Genomic DNA, 21,702 nt, shown 5'->3' on the forward strand with positions numbered 1-21,702 from the left:
ACCCATGTCAAACGCAAGAATGTTGGGGCCGCTTCGCGGCCCATCGCCGGCAAGCGCGGCTCCCACAAGTACGGCGCACGCCTGGAAGCTGGCGATAATCGTGTGGGAGCGGGCTTGCCCCGCGAAGAAACCAACACCGCTTATCGCCAGTAACGCGCGTCATCGACGAGCCGTTCATGGCTGGCAAACAACCCCGGCAGCTGTTCCTTGAGGTAGTCGATCCAGGTCCGCACCTTGGCATCCAGATAATGCCGCGACGGGTAGATCGCATACAGCGCGCTCTCTCGTAACCGGTACGGCGCCAGCAAGCGCCGCAAACGCCCCTGCTCGATGGCCTGGCTGGCGGTGTAGAACGGCAGCAGGCCAATGCCCATACCCAGTTCACTGGCCACCAGCATGGCATCGGCAACGTTGGTCAGGAAGCTGTCGCGCGGCGCGATCACGCAGTGGTCGACCCCCTGTGGAAACACCCAATCGCCTTCATGCATGGGATAGGACATGCGCAGGCAACGGTGCTCGTGCAAGTCTTCCGGGCGCTCGGGCACGCCATGGGCCTCAAGGTAGCTGGGCGCCGCACAGGGGATGCTGAAGATGGTGCCCAACGGCACGGCAATCAGCTGCGAATCGGGCAACGCCTCATCCACAGTGATCACCACATCATGCCCCTCGGCCAGCGGGTCGGGGTTGCGCTGGGACAGCGTCAGCTCGATGGCCACTTCCGGGCACAGGGCGTTATAGCCGGCCACCAGCGGCATCAGCAACATGCCCAGGCCATGCGGGCAATGCAGGCGCAGGCGGCCACGCGGAGTGAGGTGCGCACCGCGCGCTTCGTCCATGGCCTCGTCGGTCAGCGCCATGATCTGCCGCGCCCGCTCCAGAAAACGCTCGCCCGCCTCGCTCATCCGCAAGCGCCGGGTGGTGCGGTGCAGCAGGCGGGTCTGCAGCTGGTTCTCAAGCTCCGCAACGATCCGCGACACCTGCGCGGCGGAAATGTCGAGGGCATTGGCGGCTGCAGCAAAGCTGCCGCACTCCACCACCCGGGCAAAGGTACGCATGGCGTGCAGCATGTCCATGAGGGCTGGGCTCCTTGATCTGTCTTATTCGTACGTTCCAGGCAGGAATCTATCACGACTTAGCCCATTTATTGAGGATCACCAATGAATACATCATTGGTAAAACATTGAAAAAGGAGCCTGCCATGAAACGTTCGATTGCTTTTGTCGCCCTGTCTGCCGCCCTTGCCTCGTTCGCTGCCTTGGCCGATGCACCCGCCAGCCAGCCGGCCACCAGCAACTATGAGTACGGGATGCCACTGGATGTGGCCAAGGTCATCTCGATCACCCCGCCCAGCAACGCCGCCGACTGCCAGATCGGTACCGCACACATGGTGTATGTCGACCATCAAGGCCAGAAACGCGAAATCGACTACCGCGAAATGGGCAACTGCTCGCAGCAGTGATTCAACCCAGGACCGCGTTGATCCAGCCAATCTGCCGAGCGAAGTCACGCAGTTTTTCCTGCGGGATGGCGTCGCGGGCACGCTCGAAGTTGGCCAAGCTCTGCTGTTTCTGACGCAGCATGCGCTGCCACTTGGTCTGAAACGCCGGGCTTTTCTCACGCATCAGCAAAGGGCCGAAATACAGCTCTTCGGCACTGTAGGCCACCGCCTCGGCGGGTTCGGCCACAATGATCTCGTAGTCGAAACGGTTTTCCCGCAGCAGCTCTTCGCTGACGATCCGGTAGCCGTTGTCCATCAGCCAACCGCGCAGTTCACGCTCGTCGCCATTGGGCTGCAGGATCAGGCGCTCGTTGCCGTTCAGGCGTGCCCTGCCGCGCTCGAGAATCTCGCACATGGTCTTGCCCCCCATGCCGCACAGGCTGATGGCCGTGATGCGGTCGTCGGGCTCGATGGCCTCCAGGCCGTCGGCCAGGCGCACAGTCACGGTCTCCGTCAGGCCATTGCGGCGCACGTTGCGCTGGGCTGAGGCATAGGGCGTCTGCGCCACTTCCCCGGCCACCCCGGCTTCGATCACGCCGCGCAGTGCCAGTGCCACCGGCAGGTAGCCGTGGTCCGAGCCGATATCGGCCAGGCGTGCGCCCTGTGGCACGTGCGCCGCCACACGCTCCAGGCGCATCGATAGTGTCTGTTCGTTCAACGCCAGCCCCTTGGTTAACAATCGGCGGCGATTCTGACCGCCAGGGCGCGGCATTTCAATGCAAACGAGCCCAACGGCTCGACCCTTGCGCCCTGCTCGCGTAGGCTTGCCTGTTTCCTTCCGTTGCAAGGCAAACACCCATGGCAGAGCTCATCTACACACCGGACTCCGACGTCGAGTCGATTTCCTCCGACGTCGCCGAATACAACGGCATCCTGGTGACTACCCAGATTCCGGCCGATCTCGACGCCGACATCACCCAGCAGAGCGAGAGCACCCTGCAGGCCCTGAAGGACGCGCTGGAGAAAGCTGGCAGCGGCATGGACCGGGTCATGCACCTGACCATCTACCTCACCGACATGGCCGACCGCGCCGCGTTCAATGAGGTCTACCAGCGCTTCTTCAGCAAGCCGTGGCCCGTGCGTGCCGCCGTTGGCGTTGCAGCGCTGGCCTTCCCTGAGATGCGCGTGGAAGTCACTGCGATGGCTGCAAAACGCTAACCCGATTGGATCTGTGGTTGGGCCCTGGGGCTGCAACGCGGCCCCAGCGGTTCCAACCTTCAACGCAGGACGCTGCATGCAATTCCCTCCGTTTCATCGCAAGGCCCTGTTCGCCTTGCTGCCCGGCCTGTGCCCGCTGGCCCAGGCCGAACCCACCACCTTCAACCTGCTGGAACCGGTGGTGGTCACTGGCACCTACACACCCAACCCAAGCTTCGACCTGCCCTACTCCATCGACACCGTCGACCGCCAGCAGATCACCGATGGCCAACTGGGTGTCAACCTGTCGGAAGCACTCAACCGCGTACCCGGCCTGGTGGTGCAGAACCGCCAGAACTACGCCCAGGACCTGCAGATTTCCTCGCGTGGCTATGGCGCCCGTTCGGCCTTCGGCATCCGCGGTATCAAGCTGCTCAGCGATGGCATCCCGGCCAGCACCCCGGATGGCCAGGGCCAGGCGGCCTCGCTGAACCTGGACGTGGCTGACCGCATCGAGGTGTTGCGCGGCCCAGCATCCGCCCTCTACGGCAGCAATGCCGGCGGCGTGATCCAGATGTTCTCCCGCGACGGTTCGGGGCCACCGAAGGTCGGTGCCCAAACCACCTTCGGCAGCGATGGCTTCAACAAGAACCACGTCTACAGCGAGGGCGGCAGCGAGCAGGCCGGTTTCCTGGTCGATGCCTCGCGCATGGACACCGACGGCTACCGCGACCACAGCGCCGCGCGCCGCGACCAGACCTTCGCCAAGCTGCACGTCAAGCCGGACGAAGACAGCCGCCTGGCGCTGATCGTCAGCACCCTGGAGCAGAACGGCACGCAAGACCCGCTCGGCCAGACCTGGGATGCCTACCAGCACGACCCGCGCTCGGTGGCGGCGCGCGCCGAGGAGTACAACACGCGCAAAAGCATCCACCACCAGCAGGTGGGCATGAACTACGAACGCTACTTCGGCGAGGCGACCCTGCAGTTCAACCTGTATGGCGGCAAGCGCAGCGTCATCCAGTACCTGTCGATCCCCAAGGGCACGCCCGCGAACAACCGTGGCGGCGGTGTGGTCGACTTCGACCGTGAATTCCACGGTGGCACCCTGCGCTGGGTCCAGCCGGTCAGCGCCGCCCCCGGCAACCTGACCCTGACCTTCGGTGCCGACTATGACCGCAGCCGCGACGACCGCCGTGGTTTCCAGAACTTCAACGGCGACACCCTGGGCGTGAAAGGCGAGCTGCGCCGCGATGAAAAGGACACCGCCACCAGTTTCGATCCCTATGTGCAAGCGCACTGGGAACTGAACCGCTGGACCGTGGATGCCGGCCTGCGCCACAGCAGCATGGAGATGGAAGTGGATGACCGCTTCCTGGCCAACGGCGATGCCAGCGGCTCCAAGAAGTACCAGCGCACCACGCCGACCCTGTCGGTCATGTATGCCTTCACCCCCGACCTGCATGGTTACATCAGCACTGGCAAGGCCTTCGAGACGCCGACCCAGGCCGAGATGGCCTACGCCCCCGGGGCACTGGAAGGCTTCAACTTCGGCCTGGAACCGGCCACCAGCACCCAGTACGAGCTGGGCCTGAAAATGCGCCCGGATGAACGCACGCGGATCAACGCGGCGGTGTTCGAGATCCGTACCAAAGACGAGATCGTGGTCGCTGCCTCGACCGACGGCCGCACCAGCTACCGCAACGCCGGCAAGACCCTGCGTCGTGGCTTCGAGCTGAGCCTGCAGCGTGAGCTGAATGAGCACTGGCAGGCAAACCTCGCCTATACCCTGCTCGATGCCACGTATGACGAGGCCTTTACCCAGGGCAGCAACATCATCGACAAGGGCAACCAGTTGCCGGGCGTGCCGCGCAGCAGCCTGTTCGGCGAGCTGGTGTGGAAGCCGCGTGACGGTATCAGCATGGGGCTCGAGGGGCAGTACCGGAGCAAGGTGTATGTCGAGGACACCAATGACCAGCATGCGGCGCCGGGTTATGCGGTGTTCAACTGGCGCACGCAGTTCCAGCAGCAGGTTGGGCCCTGGACGTTTCACCAGCTGGTGCGCCTGGACAACCTGCTCGACCGCCAGTATGTAGGGTCGGTGATTGTCGGCGATGGCAATGGCCGCTATTACGAGGCGGCGCCAGGCCGGTCCTGGTATGCCGGGGCTGGGCTGGAATACCAGTTCTGATCCAGAGGCCTCTTCGCGGGTGAACCCGCTCCCACAGGGATCGATTAGCTTGTGGGAGCGGGTTCACCCGCGAAAGGACCGGTACAGCCAGCACACCTCTGGGCACTCAAAGATGCCACCAGCCCAATTCACCGCTACAATGCCGCCCTAAACCGTGACAGCCCGAACCTATAACGACATGTCCCTTCCAAAGAATCACCTGGAACTGCTCAGCCCTGCCCGTGACGTGGCCATCGCCCGCGAGGCGATCCTGCACGGCGCTGATGCCATCTACATCGGCGGCCCCAGCTTCGGCGCGCGCCACAACGCCTGCAACGAAGTCAGCGATATCGCCGAACTGGTCGAGTTCGCCCATCGCTACCATGCACGCGTGTTCACCACCATCAACACCATCCTCCACGACAACGAGCTGGAACCTGCGCGCAAGCTGATCCACCAGCTCTATGACGCCGGTGTCGACGCGCTGATCGTGCAGGACCTGGGGGTGATGGAGCTGGACATCCCGCCGATCGAGCTGCACGCCAGCACCCAGACCGACATCCGCACCCTGGAGCGGGCCAAGTTCCTCGACCAGGCCGGTTTCTCCCAGCTGGTACTGGCTCGCGAGCTGAACCTGCAGCAGATCCGCGCCATCGCCAGCGAAACCGATGCGGCCATCGAGTTCTTCATCCACGGTGCGCTGTGCGTGGCTTTCTCGGGCCAGTGCAACATCTCCCACGCCCAGACCGGGCGCAGCGCCAACCGCGGCGACTGCTCCCAGGCCTGCCGCCTGCCGTACACCTTGAAGGATGACCAGGGCCGCGTGGTGGCGTTCGAGAAACACCTGCTGTCGATGAAGGACAACAACCAGACCGCCAACCTGGCTGACCTGGTCGATGCCGGCGTCCGCTCGTTCAAGATCGAGGGTCGCTACAAGGACATGGGCTACGTGAAGAACATCACCGCCCACTACCGCAAGGAACTCGACGCCATCCTCGAAGGCCGCCCGGAACTGGCTCGCGCCTCAAGCGGCCGTACCGAGCACTTCTTCCTGCCCGACCCGGACAAGACCTTCCACCGCGGCAGCACCGACTACTTCGTCACCGACCGCAAGGTCGACATCGGCGCCTTCGACTCGCCGACCTTCACTGGCCTTGCGGTCGGCGTGGTAGAGAAAGTCGGCAAGCGTGACCTGCAGGTGGTCACCGAGGTGCCGCTGACCAACGGCGACGGCCTCAACGTGCTGGTCAAGCGTGAGGTGGTGGGTTTCCGCGCCAACATCGCCGAGCCACGTGGCGAGTTCGAGGAAGACGGCCAGAAGCGCTACCGCTACCGCGTCGAACCCAACGAAATGCCAGAAGGCCTGCACAAGCTGCGGCCCAACCACCCGCTGTCGCGCAACCTCGACCACAACTGGCAGCAGGCCCTGCTGCGCACCTCGGCCGAGCGCCGGGTTGGCGTGGAGTGGCATGCGGTGCTGCGCGAGCAGCGCCTGATGCTGACCGTCAGCAGTGAGGAAGGCGTCAGCGTGCAGGTGGCCCTAGACGGCCCGTTCGGCGCGGCCAACAAGCCACAGCAGGCATTGGACCAGTTGCACGACCTGCTCGGCCAGCTGGGCACCACGATGTACCACGCCAACCGCATCGAGCTGGATGCACCGCAGGCGTTCTTCATCCCCAACTCGCAGCTCAAGGCCTTGCGCCGTGAAGCCATCGAGGCGCTGACCGCCGCGCGTGTGCAGGCGCACCCACGCGGCGGGCGCAAGGCCGAGACCACGCCACCACCGGTGTATCCGGAGTCGCACCTGTCGTTCCTGGCCAACGTCTACAACCAGAAGGCCCGCGACTTCTACCACCGCCATGGCGTACAACTGATCGACGCGGCGTACGAGGCCCACGAGGAACACGGCGAAGTGCCGGTGATGATCACCAAGCACTGCCTGCGCTTCTCGTTCAACCTGTGCCCCAAGCAGGCCAAGGGCGTGACCGGCGTGCGCACCAAGGTGGCGCCGATGCAGCTGATCCAGGGCGATGAAGTGTTGACCCTGAAGTTCGACTGCAAGCCGTGCGAGATGCATGTGATCGGCAAGATGAAGAACCACATCATCGACCTGCCGACGCCAGGTAGCGCGGTGGCTCAGGTGGTTGGCCACATCAGCCCGGAAGACCTGCTCAAGACCATTCCACGCGGGCCTCATTGATCGTCAGCCTGTAACGGCCATTCGCGGGCAAGCCCGCTCCCACAGGCACCGCGCCGGCCTGTAAGGCAGCACATACCCTGTGGGAGCGGGCTTGCCCGCGAATGGGCCGCAAGGCGGCCCCGCTTTCAACACTAGAGAATGCCCAGCCCCCGCGCCGTGCGGTCCACCGCAATCCGCGTCTTCTCCACCAGTTCATCCAGCTCGCTGTGGTTGGCCACCAGGGCCGGCGCCATGATCATCCGCCCCAGGGTCGAACGGATGATCACCCCTTCCTCGAAGCCATAGGTGCGGCACTGCCAGGCCAGGTCGTTTTCATTGGCATAGCGCTTGCGGCTGCCCTTGTCCTCGGCGAACTGCAACGCCGCCACCAGGCCGGCGCCTTGCACCTGGCCAATCAGCGGGTGGTTGGCGAACACCTCGCGCAGGATGCGCTGCAGGTAGGGCCCGGTGTCTTCCTTCACCTGGCGCACGATGCCTTCATCACGCAGCGCCTTGAGGTTGGCAATGGCCACTGCTGCCGCCACCGGGTGCCCGGAATAGGTCAGGCCGTGGGCAAACACCCCGCCACGCTCGACCAGCGCCTCGGCAATGCGCTTGCTCAGCACCAGGCCGCCCATCGGCACGTAACCCGACGTCAGGCCCTTGGCGATCGACAGGGTGTCCGGTTCGAAACCGAAGTATTCGTGGGCGAACCACTCGCCGGTGCGGCCAAAGCCACCGATCACCTCATCGGCACACAGCAGCACGTCGTACTGACGGCAAATGCGCTGGATTTCCGGCCAGTAGCTTTCCGGCGGGAAGATCATGCCACCAGCTCCCTGGAACGGCTCGGCGATGAAACCGGCAACGTTCTCGGCACCCAGTTCGAGGATCTTTTCTTCCAGTTGCAGGGCACAGCGGCGGCCAAACTCGGCCGGGGTCAGGTCACCGCCGGCGGCGTACCAGTATGGCTCGTCGATGTGCGCGACATCCGGGATCATGCCGCCCATCTCGTGCATGAATTTCATGCCGCCCAGGGCGGTGGCTGCCAGGGTCGAGCCGTGGTAGCCGTTCCAGCGGCCGATCATGATCTTCTTGCTCGGCTGGCCGACCACCTGCCAGTAGCGGCGCACGGTACGGATCAACACCTCGTTGGCCTCGGAGCCGGAGTTGGTGTAGATGGCATGGCTGTAGTGGCCCGGCAGCAGGCTGAACAGCAGCTCGGACAGTTCGATCACCGCTGGGTGGGTGGTGTGGAAGAACATGTTGTAGTAGGCCAACTGATCCATCTGCGCTGCGGCCGCGGCGGTCAGGTCCTTGCGGCCGTAGCCAAGCTGGGTGCACCACAGGCCCGACATGCCGTCCAGGTAGCGCTTGCCGTCGCTGTCCCACAGGTGCAGGCGCTCGCCACCCACCATCACCCGAGGGCCTTCGGCGTTCAGCGCCTTCTGGTCGAGGAAGGCATGGATGTGGTGGGCGGCGTCACCAGCCTGGTAGTCACGGGTATCGCGCTGGGTTTGCAGCTTGGCTTGGAACGGTGCGTTCATTGTTGTTCTCCGGGGTAAAACGCGGCGTGCAGTTGTCCCTGCCAGACCGCTGACAGTAAAAACAGATGGGGTGAAACGGCGCGTTCAGCGCCTTCGCAGGTAGCTTTCCAGCGGGTCCTTGCTCAGGCCTTCCTGGGCCTGGGCCAGCGAGTCGATGAACAGCGAAAACAGTTCGGACTGCTTGGCGATATCGAGCTTGGTATAGAGGTTCTTGCGGTGGGTCTTGACCGTGTCCTCGCTGATGCCCAGGCGCTCGGCCAGGGAACGGGTCGAATGGCCACGCAGCAGGTACTGGGCGATGCGGCACTCGCGCTCGGTGAGCAAGGAAGAGCCGAAGTTGTTCAGAGCGGCGTTGATCTGCCGGCCCAAGGCGCTTTCGAATCGCCCGCCGAGGGCGTCGACATCAAGGTGGCTCCACTGCCGCCGCACCGTGGCCACGACCCACGGGGCCACGCACTTGAGGTCATTGACCTGTTGCCGGTCGAGGCGGCGGGTACTGGCCAGGGCCACGGCGATGGTCAGGTGCTCGTCGAGTGGCACGATGAAGTTGAGTTCGTCTTCCAGGTGGGCGTGCTGGTAGAACGCCAGGTAGTACTCGCTACGCTTGAAGTGGTCGGGGGCGACGTCGCTGAGGCGGTAACAACCGGGAGCGATGCCGTCCATGCAGGCACGGTAGAACGGGCACAGCAGGTAGTAGCCTTCGAGGTACTTCTGGATATTGCCTTCCGGCAGCCAGGGCCCTTCTTCGTCCTTTTCGAACAGCGCCGAGGGCAGGCCTTTGCGCGGGTAGAGAAACACGGTGATGGCCTGGCATGGTGCAATCAGCTTGAGCGCGGCGAACAGCGCCTCGACGAAGCCCGGCGAGCACTGGGCGTCGACGACACGGGCCATCTGCGCGTACCAGTCGGGCGATTTCAGCCGGTCTCTGCTCATTGTCGTGGTCCCATGCCGGGGTTGTTGTGGTTGGGATTCTTGCATGGGGACGGGGGGGAGACCATCACCCTTCGGGGTGAGCTACGTGCTTGCCGATAGTTTTGCAGCGCCTGGGAGATCGAGCGCCGCGCGGGCGGCGCTCGATCTCACAGACACTGCAATCCCATCGGCAAGCACCTGCCAGCCCCTGCTCAATCTCCCCTGCTGGCTGCATTGCATTTGACGCCACCCGCGCCGCGTGCTCTCCTTACGCCTTGCGTCAGGTGCCCCCACTGGGGGTGAAACGGGAAATCGGTGCGTCGCAGGTCCTCGCCAGGGCCGGGCAAATCCGGTGCTGCCCCCGCAACGGTAAGCGAGCGAAGCGTCCAGACCACTGTGCCACGCAGTCCGGCATGGGAAGGTGATGCTTTTCAAGGAGCCCTGCTCCTCCTCGCAAGCCCGGAGACCGGCCTGGCGTTCATGAACACCCCGCGGTGGGCGGGCGCTGTCGCATTCCCTCGGGCGCCTCGCACCCGGGGCTGCCGCGCCTGTCCGTTGCCCCATTGTTTTTCAATAAGCAAAGCAGAGGATCGCGTCATGCCCGTCACCAGTGCCAAACACAGCATCGCCACTCCCGTCACCCTCAGCCAGCGCCTGGTCATCGCCATCGGCGCCAGCCTGCTCGGACTGTGCCTGGTCTACTTTGCCGGCTTCTCGCACATCGAAGCCGTGCACAACGCCGCGCACGACACCCGCCACAGCGCCGCCTTCCCTTGCCACTGAGGCTGCCATGATCAAGCGCATTGCCCGCACTGCCGGGTTCAGCGGCCTGCTCGCCGCCCTGCTGCTGACCCTGTTGCAAAGCTTCTGGGTCGCACCGCTGATCCTCCAGGCGGAAACCTATGAATCGGCCGCCCCCGCTGCCGAGCACCACAGCCACGGCGAAGAGGCCGGCGCTGGCCACACTCACAGCGAAGAAGCCTGGGCGCCAGAAGATGGCTGGCAGCGCATCCTGTCGACCACCGGCGGCAACCTGGTGGTCGCCGTCGGCTTCGCCCTGATCCTCGCCGCCCTGTACAGCCTGCGTGAACCGGGCCGTACCAGCACTGGCGCACTGTGGGGGCTGGCCGGCTTCGCCGTGTTCTGCCTGGCCCCGACCCTGGGCTTGCCACCAGAGCTGCCAGGCACCGCCGCCGCCGACCTCGGTCAGCGCCAGAGCTGGTGGATCGGCACCGCCGCCGCGACTGCACTGGGCCTGGCGCTGCTGGTGTTCGCCCGCCACGGCTTGCTCAAGGTGCTGGGCGCGGTGTTGCTGGTGGTACCCCACGTGATCGGCGCTCCGCAGCCGGAGGTCCACGAAAGCCTGGCCCCGCAAGCTCTGGAGACCCAGTTCAAGATCGCTTCCTGGCTGACCAACGCGGCATTCTGGGTGGCCCTGGGCCTGCTCAGCGCCTGGCTCTATCGCCGCTCCAGCCACGCCTGATGACCGTCGACCCGCCCATGCCGGCGCTGTACGCCGGCTTCGGTTGCCGCCGTGGCTGCCCAGTGGCGGTCCTCGACCGCTTGTTGCATGAAGTGCTGGAACGTCATGGCCTCTGTGCCACAGCACTTCGCGGCATTGCCAGCGTCGCCGGCAAAGCCGATGAACCGGGCCTGCAACAACTCGCCGCACGTCACGCCCTGCCATTGGTGGTTTTCGCTGCCGAGCAACTGCAGGCGTTCGAGCCACAACTCAGTCACCGTTCCCCAACCGCCTACGCTCACAGCGGCTGCTGGGGCGTGGCGGAGAGCACGGCGCTGGCCCTGGCCAGCCTCAACCACGCAAACGCCACCCTCAAGGTGGCCCGGCAGGTGCTCGGCCCGGCTACCCTGGCGCTGGCCTGCGGCAGATAATCGCCGCCTTCATCTATTCAAGGATTTGCCATGACGGTCTACTTCATCGGCGCCGGCCCCGGCGACCCGGAACTGATCACGGTCAAGGGTCAGCGCCTGATCCGCCAGTGCCCGGTGATCATCTACGCAGGCTCCCTGGTACCGGCAGCGGTACTCGAAGGCCACCAGGCCGAGACTGTCATCAACAGCGCCGAACTGCACCTGGAGCAGATCATCGACGCCATCCGCGCCGCACATGCCAAGGGCCTGGACGTGGCCCGCGTGCACAGTGGCGACCCCAGCCTGTACGGTGCCATCGGCGAGCAAATCCGCCACCTTCGCGAACTGGGCATCGACTACCAGATCATCCCAGGGGTCACGGCCACCGCCGCCAGCGCGGCGCTGCTCGGCTGTGAACTGACCCTGCCTGAAGTGGCGCAGACGGTCATTCTCACCCGCTACGGCGACAGCTCGCCCATGCCCGCAGGCGAACAGCTCAGCGACCTGGCCCGTCACGGCAGCACCCTGGCCATTCACCTCGGGGTCAAGCACCTGCCACGCATCGTTGCAGAATTGCTGCCCCACTATGGCCCCGACTGCCCGGTCGCGGTGGTTCATCGCGCCACCTGGCCAGACCAGGACTGGGTACGCGCCACGCTAGCCGATATTGTCGAACAGGTCGCCAGCAAAGGCTTCCGGCGCACCGCCCTGATCCTGGTTGGCCATGTGCTCGGCGATGCGCCGTTCGCCGAGTCGGCGTTGTACCGTGCCGGCCACGCCCACCTGTACCGCCCTGGTGACTAGCATTGCCAAGGCGACGAAAGGCGGAGCAGACTGCGCATTTCACCAGACCGGAGGGATACCCCATGCTGGAGCTGCGCCCTAATTGCGAATGCTGTGATGCCGATCTGCCGGGCGATAGCCCTGACGCCATGATCTGCTCGTTCGAATGCACCTTCTGTCGCCACTGCGCCGACAGCCGCTTGCAGGGGCGCTGCCCGAACTGCGGTGGCCAGTTGCTGGCCCGTCCTACGCGGGTGGGCCAGGCGTTGAGCAACAACCCCGCCTCGACCCAGCGCATCCTCAAGCCTCACCCCACCTGCGCCTGATCCCTCCCCAGCACAGGCATCGCCGTCTCTGGCGGTGCCTGTAACGGCTGTTTTGTAGGAAATTTCTACAATACCGGCTCGCTTGTTCAACACATCTATACTCGCCATTACCAGGGAGCCGGAATGGTCGTATCGTGCCGCACAGCAGAAAAAGCTTGCAGACGTCTTCCTGATTGCTGCAGGGAACCGACCACATTCCGACAGGAGCCAGTAACATGACAACCGTGCTGATCGTTGATGATCACGCCATCGTCCGCTTTTCCTTGAAAACGTTGCTCGAGCGTGAGCGCTTTCGTATTGTCGGCGAGGTCTGCAATGGCAGTGAAGTGATGGATTACGTGCGCAAATTGCGCCCGGATGTAGTGGTACTCGACATCGGGCTCCCCGGCCTGGACGGCATGGAAGTCATCAAGCGCCTGAAGCAGCTGGAACCGGAGCCCGGACCTGTGCCGAGGCCGGTACCGAAAATCATGGTGTATACCGGGCAAGCCACTGATCTTTATGTGCGCCGCTGCCTGGATGCCGGCATCGGTGCATTCGTCACCAAAGGCGAAGACCTCGAGGCCGTGGTGTTCGCCATCAAGGCCCTGATCAAGGGCTACTCCACCTTTCCGCAAATGTCGGTGAACAGCAACACCCTGGAGAGCGAGCCAGAACGCCTGGGCAGCCTGTCCAACCGGGAGATGGAAGTGCTGCGGCGCTTGAGCCGCGGTGAAAACAACAAGAGCATCGGCGCCTGCATGAACCTCAGTGCCAAGACCATCAGCACCTACCGTGGCCGCATCATGGAGAAGCTCAAGACCGAATCACTGGTGGAAATGGTTGACCTGGCCAAACGCAACCACGTCAACTGAGCGCCACGGTGAACATGAAACCTGTACTGGCCAGCTTGCTCCTGATCGTCAGCCTGGTCTGCTTCCCGCGCGTGGTACTCGCCGACGGTGAGCCACGGCATTTGCTGGCTCGCGCCACCAGTGCCACGCAAACATTGCAAATGGATGAAGCAGACCGCCAGTGGCTGCAGCAGCGCGGTACGTTGTTGCTGGGGACTTCACGGCCGGATTACCCACCCTTCGAGATAAACGTCAGCCTGGCCGATTACGAGGGCCTAAGTGCCGACTATGCCGGGTTGATCGCCGAACAGCTGGGCACTCCGATCGAAGTCAGGCGGTTCGCCAGCCGCTACGAGGCGATTGCCGCGTTGCGCACAGGCAAGATCGACATGCTCGGCAGTTCCAACGGCTTCGAGGCTGCCGATGCCCAGCTCAGCCTGAGCCAGCCCTATGCCGATGACCTGCCGGTCATCGTGACTCGCCAGAACACCAGCTTGCAGCATGGCAAGGACCTGGCGGGGCTGCGCCTGGCGATGGTCGACCACTACCTGCCCGGCGAGACGGTCCGTGCGCTCTATCCCAGCGCACAACTGAGCCTTTATCGCTCGACCCTGGCGGGGTTGGCAGCGGTCGAGCTGGGTGAGGTAGACGCCTATCTGGGGGACGCCATCAGCACCGATTACCTGATTGGCAAAAGTTACCAGGGCATGATGAAGATCGACCATTTCAGCCAGGCGGCTCCCGGAAAGTTTGCCTTCGCGTTCGCTAACGACAACCTGCGGCTGCGCAAGCTCGTCGATGGGGCCATGGCCAGGATCACCGAAAGCGAACGCCTGAACATCCTGCGCCGCTGGAGCAGTGGCAATACCAGCCTGTTGCTGGAGCGCCACCTGTCAGCACTGTCTGACGAAGAGAAACACTGGATAGCCAGCCACCCGACCGTGAGTGTGCTGGTCGATACGGCCCTCGCCCCCCTGACCTTCAACGACGCCCACCAGCATGTCAGCGGTATCACCATTGACCTGCTCAAACAGATCACCCTGCGCACCGGCCTGCAGTTCGAGTTCGTCGAACAGGCCACCGTGCAGCAGATGGTCGAACAAGTCGCACGCGGCAAGGCGCAAATGATCGGGGCACTGGGCTACGGCACAGAACGCGCGGCGCAGCTGCGCTATACCCGCCCCTATCTGGTCAGCCCAAGGGTGCTGGTGACCCGCAGCCAGACGCCCTGGCCACTGCAAGCCAGAAACCTCGACGGGCAGCGCATCGCCCTGCTCCATGGCTCCCACCTGCGCGCCGAAGTACAGCGCCGCTTTCCGCAGGCGAAACTGGTCATGGTCAACAACTCACTTGGCCTCATGGAAGCCGTGGCCAATGGCGATGCCGACGTCGCCTACAGCAGCTACATCAATGCCTCGTACTACATCAACCACGTGTTCAACGGGCAGCTGCGTATCGCCAGTGTCATGGGCGACGAGCCGGCTGCCGCCGCCTTTGCCGTGGCGCCTGACCAGCCGCAACTGCAGGCCATCCTCGACAAGGCATTGATGAGCATCCCCCCCGAAGAGCTGGATCAGCTGATAAACCGTTGGCGCACCAGCACCTTGGTCAGCGACAGCCCTTGGCGCAATTACCGCACACTGGCATTGCAAGTGCTGGTGCTGTCTGCCCTGCTGCTGGCGGGCGTGGTGTTCTGGAACAGCTACTTGCGCAAACTGATCCACCAGCGCACCGAAGCTCAACGCGCGCTGCAGACACAACTGGCCTTCAGCCGCGGGCTGCTGGAGCAGCTGCGCCAGGCCAAGGACGAAGCTGAACAGGCCAGCAAGACCAAAAGTTCGTTCCTGGCGACCATGAGCCATGAGATCCGTACCCCGATGAACGCGGTGATCGGCCTGTTGGAACTGGCTTTGCAGGACAACCGTGCGGGTCACTGCGACACCCAGACCCTGCAAACCGCTCACGACTCCGCCATCGGCCTGCTTGGGCTGATCGGCGACATTCTGGACATCTCGCGCATTGAAACCGGGCACATGACCCTGCAGCCGGTGGCGACCGACCTGGTCGACCTGGTACGCAGCACGCTGCGTGTGTTCGAGGGCAATGCACGGATAAAAGGCCTGCGCCTGCAAGGCGAACTGCCAGACGAACCGCTCTGGGTCCTGGCTGATCCGTTGCGGCTCAAGCAGATCCTCTCCAACCTGCTGAGCAATGCCATCAAGTTCACCGATCGTGGCGACGTAATGACCCGCCTTGCCTTCAAACCCTCGCCAGCGGGCGACACCGCGCTGGTCGAGCTGGGCGTGAGCGACACCGGCATCGGTATTGCCAAACAGGATCAGGCGCGGCTGTTCAACACCTTCACCCAGGCCTCAGGCCCACGGGCCAGCCAGGGCGCTGGCCTGGGCCTGGTGATCAGCCGGAACCTGGCCGAACTGATGGGGGGCAGGCTGGACCTGCAAAGCGTGGAAGACGTCGGCACCCGCGTGCTCGTCCAGTTGCCGCTTGCACTGAGCAGTCCACCCGCGCCAGTGGAGCACGACGAGGCCGCCGACGAAACCGACAGCGGGCCTCTGAATGTGCTGGTGGTCGACGACTACCCTGCCAACCTGATGCTGCTGGAAAAACAGCTCAACAGCCTCGGCCACGAGGTGACGCTGGCCGACAATGGCGAAACGGCGCTGGCCTTGTGGCAAGCGCACATATTCGATTTGGTCATCACTGACTGCAGCATGCCGGTAATGGATGGCCATGAACTGGCCCGCAGGATTCGGCAGCTGGAGCAAGAACGTGGGCAGCCCGCCTGCAGCATGCTCGGGGTTACCGCCAATGCCCAGGCCGAGGAGCGTCAACGCTGCCTGGAAAGTGGTATGGACGATTGCCTGTTCAAACCCATCGGCCTGCGGACCTTGAAGGCTCACCTGCCGCACGGGCGCACCCGCACACCGGTGTCGGCCGCCAGGGCGAGCGGCTTCAACCTCAATGAGCTGCGTCACCTGACCCAGGATGACCAGGCGTTGACCAGGCGCCTGCTCGAACAACTCACGCAAAGTGCCGACGAAGACCTTGCCGCCCTGCAAGCGCTGGGTACCCCCGCTGACCACGAGGCGTTGCGCGCCCTCGCCCATCGCATCAAAGGGGGCGCCAAGATGCTGCGGGTACACGGGGTAGTCAAGGCGTGCGATGCCATTGAACTGGCACATGCCCAAGGGCTGCCGACAGAGGCATTGCGCCTGCAGCTGGAAGCGAGCCTGCAGGCGTTGTTGCGGGAGCTGGGCGACACCCTCAGTTCAATTGCAGCGTCGAGCTGATCTGGCTGATGGCGTCGACCACGTGGCGAGAACCCTGCTGGATTTCCATGATCACCGTTCCCGCCTCGTTGGCCAGGGCAACACCCCGCCCGGTCCGTGACAGGCTCGACTGCATGCTGGCCACGGCGGTCAGTGACAGGTCGTGGTTCTGCCGCACCACATCGACGATCTCCAGCGTTGCCTTGCTGGTGCGCGCCGCCAGGCTGCGCACCTCGTCGGCCACCACGGCAAAGCCGCGACCATGCTCACCGGCCCGGGCCGCTTCAATGGCCGCGTTCAAGGCCAGCAGGTTGGTCTGGTCGGCGATGCCGCGGATGGTCAGCACGATCTGCCCGATCACATCCGACTGCTTGCTCACCGCATCAATGCTGCGCGCGGCGTCATTGAGCTCCTGGGAAATCTGCTCGATGACCTCCACGGTCTGCTGCACCACTTCGCTGCCCTTGCGCGCACAGGCATCGGTCTGCACCGAACTGGCATGGGCCGCCGTGGCGGCGCTCTGCTGGGTATTGACCTGTGCGGTGATGTCGCTGGCAAACTTGACTACCTTGTACAAGCGGCCCTTGCTGTCGAAGATCGGGTTGTACGAAGCCTCCAGGTACACCGTCTGGCCTTGCTTGTTGACCCGTTCGAAGCGGTGCGAGTGATATTCGCCGCGATTGAGCGAAGCCCAGAACTCGCGGTATGCGCCGGATTCGCGCTCATGGGCCAGGCAGAACAGCCCATGGTGACGGCCTTGCACTTCTTCCAGGGAATAGCCCATGGTTTCGAGGAAGTTGCGGTTGGCTTTGATCACCCGCCCTTGCGGGGTGAACTCGACCACGGCCATGGACCGGCCAATGGCCTTGAGCAGGCTTTCGCTTTCGTGCTCGTCCTTGATCCGCTGACTGATATCAGCCGCCACCTTGATCACGCTGGTGACCTGCTGTTGCTCGTCGAGCACCGGCATGTAGCTGGCCTCCAGCCACACTTCACGGCCGGCCTTGTCAATGCGTTCGAAGGTACCGCTAATGGCCTTGCCCTGCCCCAATTCATGCCACAGCAACTGGTACTCGGCGCTCTTGGCATAGCCTGGGTCACAGAACAGGCGGTGGTGTTTGCCGCGCAGTTCTTCACTGCTGTAACCCATGGCCTGACAGAACTGGGCATTGGCATCGATAATGGTGCCGTCGGGTGCGAACTCGATCATCGCCATGCAGCGGCTGATCGCGGCGAGCTTGGCCTGGGTCTCGGCCAAGGCCTTGCGGGTGCTCTGGATTTCGAGCAAATCTGACTTGCGGTGGAAGTCGAACATGGCGCCAGGATCCTTTGATGCCCAGGGTTTTCTGAGCATAGATCGGCATTGTTGCCGCGCAAGCAGTTTGATATCACTTTGCAATTAATTAGTTAGCGAAGGTTCCTGAGTAACCTTACGAGCTCTCGCGCACCATCAGTTCAAAGCCCAGGTCCTGCTGTTCGGTCGCTACCCGCTTGCCATCGAGCAATGCCAGCAGTGCCTGGGCGGCCCCCCGACCAACGGCGGCCCGTGGGGTGCGGATGGAGGTCAGGCGCGGCACCATGTGCGCCGAAGCCGGCAAGTCGTTGAAGCCGACCATGGCCACCTGGCGCGGCACCTCGATGCCTTGGCGCAACGCCTGCAACACCGCGCCCTGGGCCAGGTCGTCGTTGCAGAAGAAAATGCCATCCACATCGGGCGCCTGGGCCAACAGTTGGCTGAACAGTTCGCTGCCCAAGGCAATGGACGACGGTTGCGGCGCCAGGATCTCCAGCTCGGTGGCCTGCATGCCGGCTTCGGCAAGGGCCTGGCGGAAGCCTTCGGCACGCTGCATCACCCGTGGGTCGAGCTGCGCGGCAATGAACGCCAGGCGCCGCCGGCCACGCGCGATCAGGTGCGTTGCTGCGGCCCGCCCGGCCTGCTGCTGGGAAAAGCCCACCGACAACGCGCCCGCCTGACCGCCCAGCTCCATCATGTGCACGCAGGGCACGCCGCTGGCTGCCAGCATCTGCCGCGAGGCGTCGCTGCGATCGAAACCGGTGAGCAGCATGCCGCAGGGCTGATAGGCCAGGTAATTGCGGATCAGGTTTTCTTCTTCGTCGATGTCGTAGTGATAGTTGCCAATCAGCACTTCGAGCCCACGCGGGCGCATGACCTCGTGGATGGCCTCGAGGGTGTCGATGAACAGCTGGTTGGACAACGACGGGATCAACACCACCACCGACTGGCTGCGCGCCGAGGCCAACGCCCGGGCCGCAGGGTTGGCGACGTAGCCCAGGGACGCGGCGGCGGCCATGACCTTTTCCACCAGTTCCGGGGCGACCGTACTCACGCCGCGCAAGGCGCGCGAAGCGGTAATTGGGGAAACCCCGGAAAGCCTGGCGACTTCAGCCAGCGTGGGACGACCTGTGGTGCGAGAGCCTGAGCGAGACATGAATGTTGTAATTTTACTACTTGCAGGAATGGGGAACGGCCACTAAGGTAGCGCTGTCTCAGGACGCAGGCAATGTAATCTTTGGTAGTGGCCACTGCAGCACGCTGCCAAGCGTCCATACTGCGTAAGGACAAGATCAATAACACCGGGGAGGTGGCGTTTCGTCCATGACGAGACAGCGCTGTCTCACCCCGCAGGAGGTACTGATGAATTCTCCCCTGTCCGCCATCGTGGTGATGGGCGTGGCCGGTTGCGGCAAAAGCTGCGTCGGTGAGGCCATTGCCAAGCGAAGCGGCGGTCGCCTCATTGAAGGCGACGCATTCCACCCTGCCGAAAACATCCGCAAGATGAGCGCTGGCATCCCTCTGGACGACGACGACCGTGCCGGTTGGCTGGTGCGCCTGGGCCAAGAGCTGCAAGCGACGGTGAAAGCTGGCGAACGGCCAATTCTCACCTGCTCCGCGCTCAAGCGTCGTTACCGCGACACGCTGCGCGCGGCAATGCCAGAGCTGGTGTTCGTGTTCCTCGAACTGACCCCCGCCGAGGCGGAAAAACGCGTGCTCGCCCGCCCCGGCCACTTCATGCCGGCCAGCCTCATCGACAGCCAGTTCGCTGCCCTCGAGCCGCCCCATGGCGAGCCGCTGACCCTGCCGCTGGACGCCACTCAACCGATTGCGGTGCTCGCTGAAACGGTCGATGCCTGGCTAAAGCCCTGCGGTGACCGGAAGCTGGCGCGGACTGCCTGAACCGGCGGTTTTCCCGGCTCACCAAAGATAGCGCTGTCCCGGCGCCTCAAGGCGACGGACGTTCCATAAAAGCTACGCCCAAAACAACGATAAGACCGAGGCATCAAAACCATGTTCGGACTGGCTACAGATACCTACCTGCTGCTCGACGCGCTGGTCACCATCGTCGGGCTGATCCTGCTGATCACCCATTTCAAGGTCCACCCCTTCGTCGCCCTGACCCTGGCTGCCGGTTTCCTCGGCCTGACCTCCGGCATGCCGGTGGCCAAGGTCATGAAATCGTTCCAGGACGGTTTCGGTGGTGTGCTCGGCTTCGTCGGCATCGTCCTCGCCCTGGGCACGATGCTCGGCAAGCTGATGGCCGACTCCGGTGGCGCCGACCAGATCGCGCAAACCCTGATCCGCGCCTTCGGCAAGAAGAACGTGCATTGGGCAATGATGTTCGCCGCCTTCCTGGTCGGCATCCCGCTGTTCTTCGAGATCGGCTTCGTGCTGCTGATCCCGCTGGTGTTCATCGTCGCCCGGCGCTCGGGGGTGTCGCTGATCAAGATCGGCATTCCGTTGCTGGCCGGGCTTTCGGTGGTACATGGCCTGGTCCCGCCACACCCGGGCCCGCTGCTGGCGATCGGCATCTTCCACGCCGACATCGGCAAGACCATCTTCTACGGCCTGCTGGTTGCGCTGCCCACGGCGGTCATCGCCGGCCCGCTGTTCGGCAACTTCATTGCCCGTTACATCCCGGGCAACCCGTCGCAGGAGCTGATGGACCAGATTGCCAAGGAGTCGGACCAGAACAACCTGCCAAGTTTCACCATCACCCTGGTCACCGTGCTGCTGCCCGTGGCGCTGATGCTGCTCAAGACCTTCGCCGACGTGGTACTGCCGGCCGAGCACATCTTCCGCCAGTGGATGGACCTGATCGGCCACCCGATCACCGCGCTGCTCGCCGCCCTGTTGCTGGCCTTCTACACCTTCGGTTCGGCCCGCGGCTTCAACCGCCAGCAGATCATGAAGATGCTCGACCAGAGCCTGGCACCGACGGCGGCCATCGTGCTGATCGTCGGCGCTGGTGGCGGCTTCAAGCAGATGCTGGTGGATACCGGCGTGGGTAACGTGATCGGGCAGATGGCCGTGCAGGCCCAGATATCACCGATCATGCTGGCCTGGCTGGTGGCGGCGGTGATCCGCATCGCCACAGGTTCGGCGACCGTGGCGACCATTACCGGCGCCGGCATCGTCGCCCCGGTGATCGACCTGGTGCCCGGGGTCAACCGTGAACTGCTGGTGCTGGCCACCGGCGCCGGCTCGCTGATCCTGTCCCACGTCAACGACGCCGGGTTCTGGCTGGTGAAGCAGTACTTCAACATGACCGTGGCGGAAACCTTCAAGACCTGGAGCATGATGGAGACGATCCTGTCGATCGTCGGCATCATCTTCATCATGGCGCTGTCGACGGTGGTGTGACCGCTGATCGGGGGGATGGCACCAGAGCTGCTCGGGTAGGGCCCAACACAGGTATGAGCCCTACCCTACGCAAAGGAGCCTGCCATGCCCCGCTCGACCCTGCTGCTGCTCGCCCTGCTCACCTCACCGCTGGCCCTGGCGGTCGGCACCGGGCCCACTTATCCCGATGACCCGCATAACCCGGCCCCCCAGCCGGGTGTCGACAGCACCCTGAACCCGATCGAGAAGCCAATGCCTCGGGATACCGACCCGCGCATTCAAGGCAATGACCCGCAAAGCCCGCCAGCCAGGCAGAATGACAACCGCGACCTGCCGGGGATGGATGGCAGCGGCTCGGAAGGGACCGGGAGCCAAGGCGCTGATGGAAGCAGTGGCAGTCAGCGTTGATACCCCATTATTCGCCAGCCAAACGACCTGTGGGAGCGGGTTTACCCGCGAATGCGACGGTGAGTCTTTCATCGCTTTCGCGGGTAAACCCGCTCCCACAGGGTATTC

The 21,702-nt window shown here is 63.9% G+C and carries 20 protein-coding genes, 1 pseudogene and 1 riboswitch; of the genes and pseudogenes, 14 read left to right on the forward strand and 7 right to left on the reverse strand.

From position 1 onward, the window contains the following. Window positions 1-140: 140 nt before the first annotated feature. The gene (locus ACIPZ5_RS24225) at window positions 141-1,073 is read right to left on the reverse strand and encodes a LysR family transcriptional regulator (protein ID WP_261944111.1); all 933 of its coding nucleotides are present in this window, start codon (window positions 1,071-1,073) and stop codon (window positions 141-143) included. Between the two features lie 125 nt (window positions 1,074-1,198). Between ACIPZ5_RS24225 and ACIPZ5_RS24230 the strand changes: the two genes are divergently transcribed. Then, the gene (locus ACIPZ5_RS24230) at window positions 1,199-1,459 is read left to right on the forward strand and encodes a DUF2790 domain-containing protein (RefSeq protein ID WP_400811025.1); all 261 of its coding nucleotides are present in this window, start codon (window positions 1,199-1,201) and stop codon (window positions 1,457-1,459) included. A gap of 1 nt (window position 1,460) precedes the next feature. On the opposite strand, the gene ACIPZ5_RS24235 is transcribed toward ACIPZ5_RS24230, so the two are convergent. Beyond that, complete coding sequence (locus ACIPZ5_RS24235; protein WP_400811027.1) at window positions 1,461-2,156, reverse strand: tRNA (adenine(22)-N(1))-methyltransferase; 696 nt, start codon at window positions 2,154-2,156, stop codon at window positions 1,461-1,463. A 140-nt stretch (window positions 2,157-2,296) separates the two neighbouring features. Here ACIPZ5_RS24235 and ACIPZ5_RS24240 point away from each other — a divergent pair, with 140 nt between their 5' ends. From ACIPZ5_RS24240 to ACIPZ5_RS24250, 3 genes are all read left to right on the forward strand, one after another. Further along, window positions 2,297-2,656, forward strand: coding sequence for a RidA family protein (locus ACIPZ5_RS24240; protein ID WP_261944108.1), 360 nt, complete (start codon window positions 2,297-2,299; stop codon window positions 2,654-2,656). A gap of 76 nt (window positions 2,657-2,732) precedes the next feature. Further along, entirely contained in the window at window positions 2,733-4,826 is a 2,094-nt protein-coding gene (locus ACIPZ5_RS24245; RefSeq protein WP_400811029.1) for a TonB-dependent receptor family protein, read from the forward strand. 178 nt (window positions 4,827-5,004) lie between these two features. Continuing rightward, window positions 5,005-7,005: a U32 family peptidase gene (locus ACIPZ5_RS24250; RefSeq protein WP_261944106.1), complete on the forward strand. Its 2,001-nt coding sequence runs from the start codon at window positions 5,005-5,007 to the stop codon at window positions 7,003-7,005. Between the two features lie 131 nt (window positions 7,006-7,136). Here the strand turns inward: ACIPZ5_RS24250 and ACIPZ5_RS24255 are convergent, their stop codons facing one another. Continuing rightward, window positions 7,137-8,531, reverse strand: a complete 1,395-nt coding sequence (locus tag ACIPZ5_RS24255; RefSeq protein ID WP_313711655.1) for an aspartate aminotransferase family protein — start codon at window positions 8,529-8,531, stop codon at window positions 7,137-7,139. An 84-nt stretch (window positions 8,532-8,615) separates the two neighbouring features. Continuing rightward, window positions 8,616-9,464 (reverse strand): LuxR C-terminal-related transcriptional regulator, encoded by an 849-nt coding sequence (locus ACIPZ5_RS24260; RefSeq protein WP_400811032.1) that lies wholly within the window; start codon window positions 9,462-9,464, stop codon window positions 8,616-8,618. 244 nt (window positions 9,465-9,708) lie between these two features. Then, a riboswitch (cobalamin riboswitch) is annotated at window positions 9,709-9,933 on the forward strand. Between the two features lie 107 nt (window positions 9,934-10,040). On the opposite strand from ACIPZ5_RS24260, the gene ACIPZ5_RS24265 reads away from it, so the two are divergent. From ACIPZ5_RS24265 to ACIPZ5_RS24295, 7 genes are all read left to right on the forward strand, one after another. Then, entirely contained in the window at window positions 10,041-10,226 is a 186-nt protein-coding gene (locus tag ACIPZ5_RS24265) for a CbtB domain-containing protein (protein ID WP_313711653.1), read from the forward strand. 7 nt (window positions 10,227-10,233) lie between these two features. Beyond that, on the forward strand, window positions 10,234-10,926 hold the full coding sequence (locus tag ACIPZ5_RS24270; protein ID WP_400811034.1) for a CbtA family protein: 693 nt from the start codon (window positions 10,234-10,236) through the stop codon (window positions 10,924-10,926). A gap of 17 nt (window positions 10,927-10,943) precedes the next feature. Continuing rightward, the gene (locus tag ACIPZ5_RS24275) at window positions 10,944-11,336 is read left to right on the forward strand and encodes a cobalamin biosynthesis protein (protein ID WP_400811136.1); all 393 of its coding nucleotides are present in this window, start codon (window positions 10,944-10,946) and stop codon (window positions 11,334-11,336) included. 30 nt (window positions 11,337-11,366) lie between these two features. Then, window positions 11,367-12,119, forward strand: a complete 753-nt coding sequence (gene cobM / locus ACIPZ5_RS24280) for a precorrin-4 C(11)-methyltransferase (RefSeq protein WP_400811036.1) — start codon at window positions 11,367-11,369, stop codon at window positions 12,117-12,119. 62 nt (window positions 12,120-12,181) lie between these two features. Continuing rightward, window positions 12,182-12,424, forward strand: coding sequence for a DUF1272 domain-containing protein (locus tag ACIPZ5_RS24285; protein WP_400811038.1), 243 nt, complete (start codon window positions 12,182-12,184; stop codon window positions 12,422-12,424). Window positions 12,425-12,639: 215 nt separating this feature from the next. Next, complete coding sequence (locus ACIPZ5_RS24290) at window positions 12,640-13,278, forward strand: response regulator (RefSeq protein ID WP_400811040.1); 639 nt, start codon at window positions 12,640-12,642, stop codon at window positions 13,276-13,278. A gap of 14 nt (window positions 13,279-13,292) precedes the next feature. Continuing rightward, on the forward strand, window positions 13,293-16,568 hold the full coding sequence (locus ACIPZ5_RS24295; protein ID WP_400811138.1) for a transporter substrate-binding domain-containing protein: 3,276 nt from the start codon (window positions 13,293-13,295) through the stop codon (window positions 16,566-16,568). Here ACIPZ5_RS24295 and ACIPZ5_RS24300 read toward each other — a convergent pair. From ACIPZ5_RS24300 to ACIPZ5_RS24310, 3 genes and pseudogenes are all read right to left on the reverse strand, one after another. Next, on the reverse strand, window positions 16,543-17,037 hold the full coding sequence (locus ACIPZ5_RS24300; protein ID WP_400811140.1) for a methyl-accepting chemotaxis protein: 495 nt from the start codon (window positions 17,035-17,037) through the stop codon (window positions 16,543-16,545). The two genes, ACIPZ5_RS24295 and ACIPZ5_RS24300, sit on opposite strands and share 26 nt — an antisense overlap. 42 nt (window positions 17,038-17,079) lie before the next feature. After that, window positions 17,080-17,901 (reverse strand): annotated as a pseudogene (locus tag ACIPZ5_RS24305) (PAS domain-containing protein); the annotation flags it as partial. A 76-nt stretch (window positions 17,902-17,977) separates the two neighbouring features. Beyond that, window positions 17,978-18,997: a LacI family DNA-binding transcriptional regulator gene (locus ACIPZ5_RS24310; RefSeq protein ID WP_400811042.1), complete on the reverse strand. Its 1,020-nt coding sequence runs from the start codon at window positions 18,995-18,997 to the stop codon at window positions 17,978-17,980. Window positions 18,998-19,203: 206 nt separating this feature from the next. Here ACIPZ5_RS24310 and ACIPZ5_RS24315 point away from each other — a divergent pair, with 206 nt between their 5' ends. The 3 genes from ACIPZ5_RS24315 to ACIPZ5_RS24325 all read left to right on the forward strand — a co-directional run bounded on the left by ACIPZ5_RS24315 (window position 19,204) and on the right by ACIPZ5_RS24325 (window position 21,594). Beyond that, complete coding sequence (locus ACIPZ5_RS24315; protein ID WP_313711644.1) at window positions 19,204-19,743, forward strand: gluconokinase; 540 nt, start codon at window positions 19,204-19,206, stop codon at window positions 19,741-19,743. Between the two features lie 111 nt (window positions 19,744-19,854). Then, window positions 19,855-21,207: a GntP family permease gene (locus tag ACIPZ5_RS24320; RefSeq protein ID WP_400811044.1), complete on the forward strand. Its 1,353-nt coding sequence runs from the start codon at window positions 19,855-19,857 to the stop codon at window positions 21,205-21,207. Between the two features lie 84 nt (window positions 21,208-21,291). After that, on the forward strand, window positions 21,292-21,594 hold the full coding sequence (locus ACIPZ5_RS24325; RefSeq protein ID WP_400811046.1) for a hypothetical protein: 303 nt from the start codon (window positions 21,292-21,294) through the stop codon (window positions 21,592-21,594). Window positions 21,595-21,702: the final 108 nt, after the last annotated feature.

The organism is Pseudomonas sp. NPDC089428, assembly GCF_044749325.1.
GTDB lineage: Bacteria > Pseudomonadota > Gammaproteobacteria > Pseudomonadales > Pseudomonadaceae > Aquipseudomonas.

What these genes read in the sequence shown, in the direction of transcription:
- ACIPZ5_RS24225 (WP_261944111.1), bottom strand. Translation starts at nt 1,073, where the DNA reads ATGGACATGCTGCACGCCATGCGTACCTTTGCCCGGGTGGTGGAGTGC.
- ACIPZ5_RS24230 (WP_400811025.1), top strand. Translation starts at nt 1,199, where the DNA reads ATGAAACGTTCGATTGCTTTTGTCGCCCTGTCTGCCGCCCTTGCCTCG.
- ACIPZ5_RS24240 (WP_261944108.1), top strand. Translation starts at nt 2,297, where the DNA reads ATGGCAGAGCTCATCTACACACCGGACTCCGACGTCGAGTCGATTTCC.
- ACIPZ5_RS24245 (WP_400811029.1), top strand. Translation starts at nt 2,733, where the DNA reads ATGCAATTCCCTCCGTTTCATCGCAAGGCCCTGTTCGCCTTGCTGCCC.
- ACIPZ5_RS24250 (WP_261944106.1), top strand. Translation starts at nt 5,005, where the DNA reads ATGTCCCTTCCAAAGAATCACCTGGAACTGCTCAGCCCTGCCCGTGAC.
- ACIPZ5_RS24255 (WP_313711655.1), bottom strand. Translation starts at nt 8,531, where the DNA reads ATGAACGCACCGTTCCAAGCCAAGCTGCAAACCCAGCGCGATACCCGT.
- ACIPZ5_RS24260 (WP_400811032.1), bottom strand. Translation starts at nt 9,464, where the DNA reads ATGAGCAGAGACCGGCTGAAATCGCCCGACTGGTACGCGCAGATGGCC.
- ACIPZ5_RS24265 (WP_313711653.1), top strand. Translation starts at nt 10,041, where the DNA reads ATGCCCGTCACCAGTGCCAAACACAGCATCGCCACTCCCGTCACCCTC.
- ACIPZ5_RS24270 (WP_400811034.1), top strand. Translation starts at nt 10,234, where the DNA reads ATGATCAAGCGCATTGCCCGCACTGCCGGGTTCAGCGGCCTGCTCGCC.
- ACIPZ5_RS24275 (WP_400811136.1), top strand. Translation starts at nt 10,944, where the DNA reads ATGCCGGCGCTGTACGCCGGCTTCGGTTGCCGCCGTGGCTGCCCAGTG.
- cobM (WP_400811036.1), top strand. Translation starts at nt 11,367, where the DNA reads ATGACGGTCTACTTCATCGGCGCCGGCCCCGGCGACCCGGAACTGATC.
- ACIPZ5_RS24285 (WP_400811038.1), top strand. Translation starts at nt 12,182, where the DNA reads ATGCTGGAGCTGCGCCCTAATTGCGAATGCTGTGATGCCGATCTGCCG.
- ACIPZ5_RS24290 (WP_400811040.1), top strand. Translation starts at nt 12,640, where the DNA reads ATGACAACCGTGCTGATCGTTGATGATCACGCCATCGTCCGCTTTTCC.
- ACIPZ5_RS24295 (WP_400811138.1), top strand. Translation starts at nt 13,293, where the DNA reads ATGAAACCTGTACTGGCCAGCTTGCTCCTGATCGTCAGCCTGGTCTGC.
- ACIPZ5_RS24310 (WP_400811042.1), bottom strand. Translation starts at nt 18,997, where the DNA reads ATGTCTCGCTCAGGCTCTCGCACCACAGGTCGTCCCACGCTGGCTGAA.
- ACIPZ5_RS24315 (WP_313711644.1), top strand. Translation starts at nt 19,204, where the DNA reads ATGAATTCTCCCCTGTCCGCCATCGTGGTGATGGGCGTGGCCGGTTGC.
- ACIPZ5_RS24320 (WP_400811044.1), top strand. Translation starts at nt 19,855, where the DNA reads ATGTTCGGACTGGCTACAGATACCTACCTGCTGCTCGACGCGCTGGTC.
- ACIPZ5_RS24325 (WP_400811046.1), top strand. Translation starts at nt 21,292, where the DNA reads ATGCCCCGCTCGACCCTGCTGCTGCTCGCCCTGCTCACCTCACCGCTG.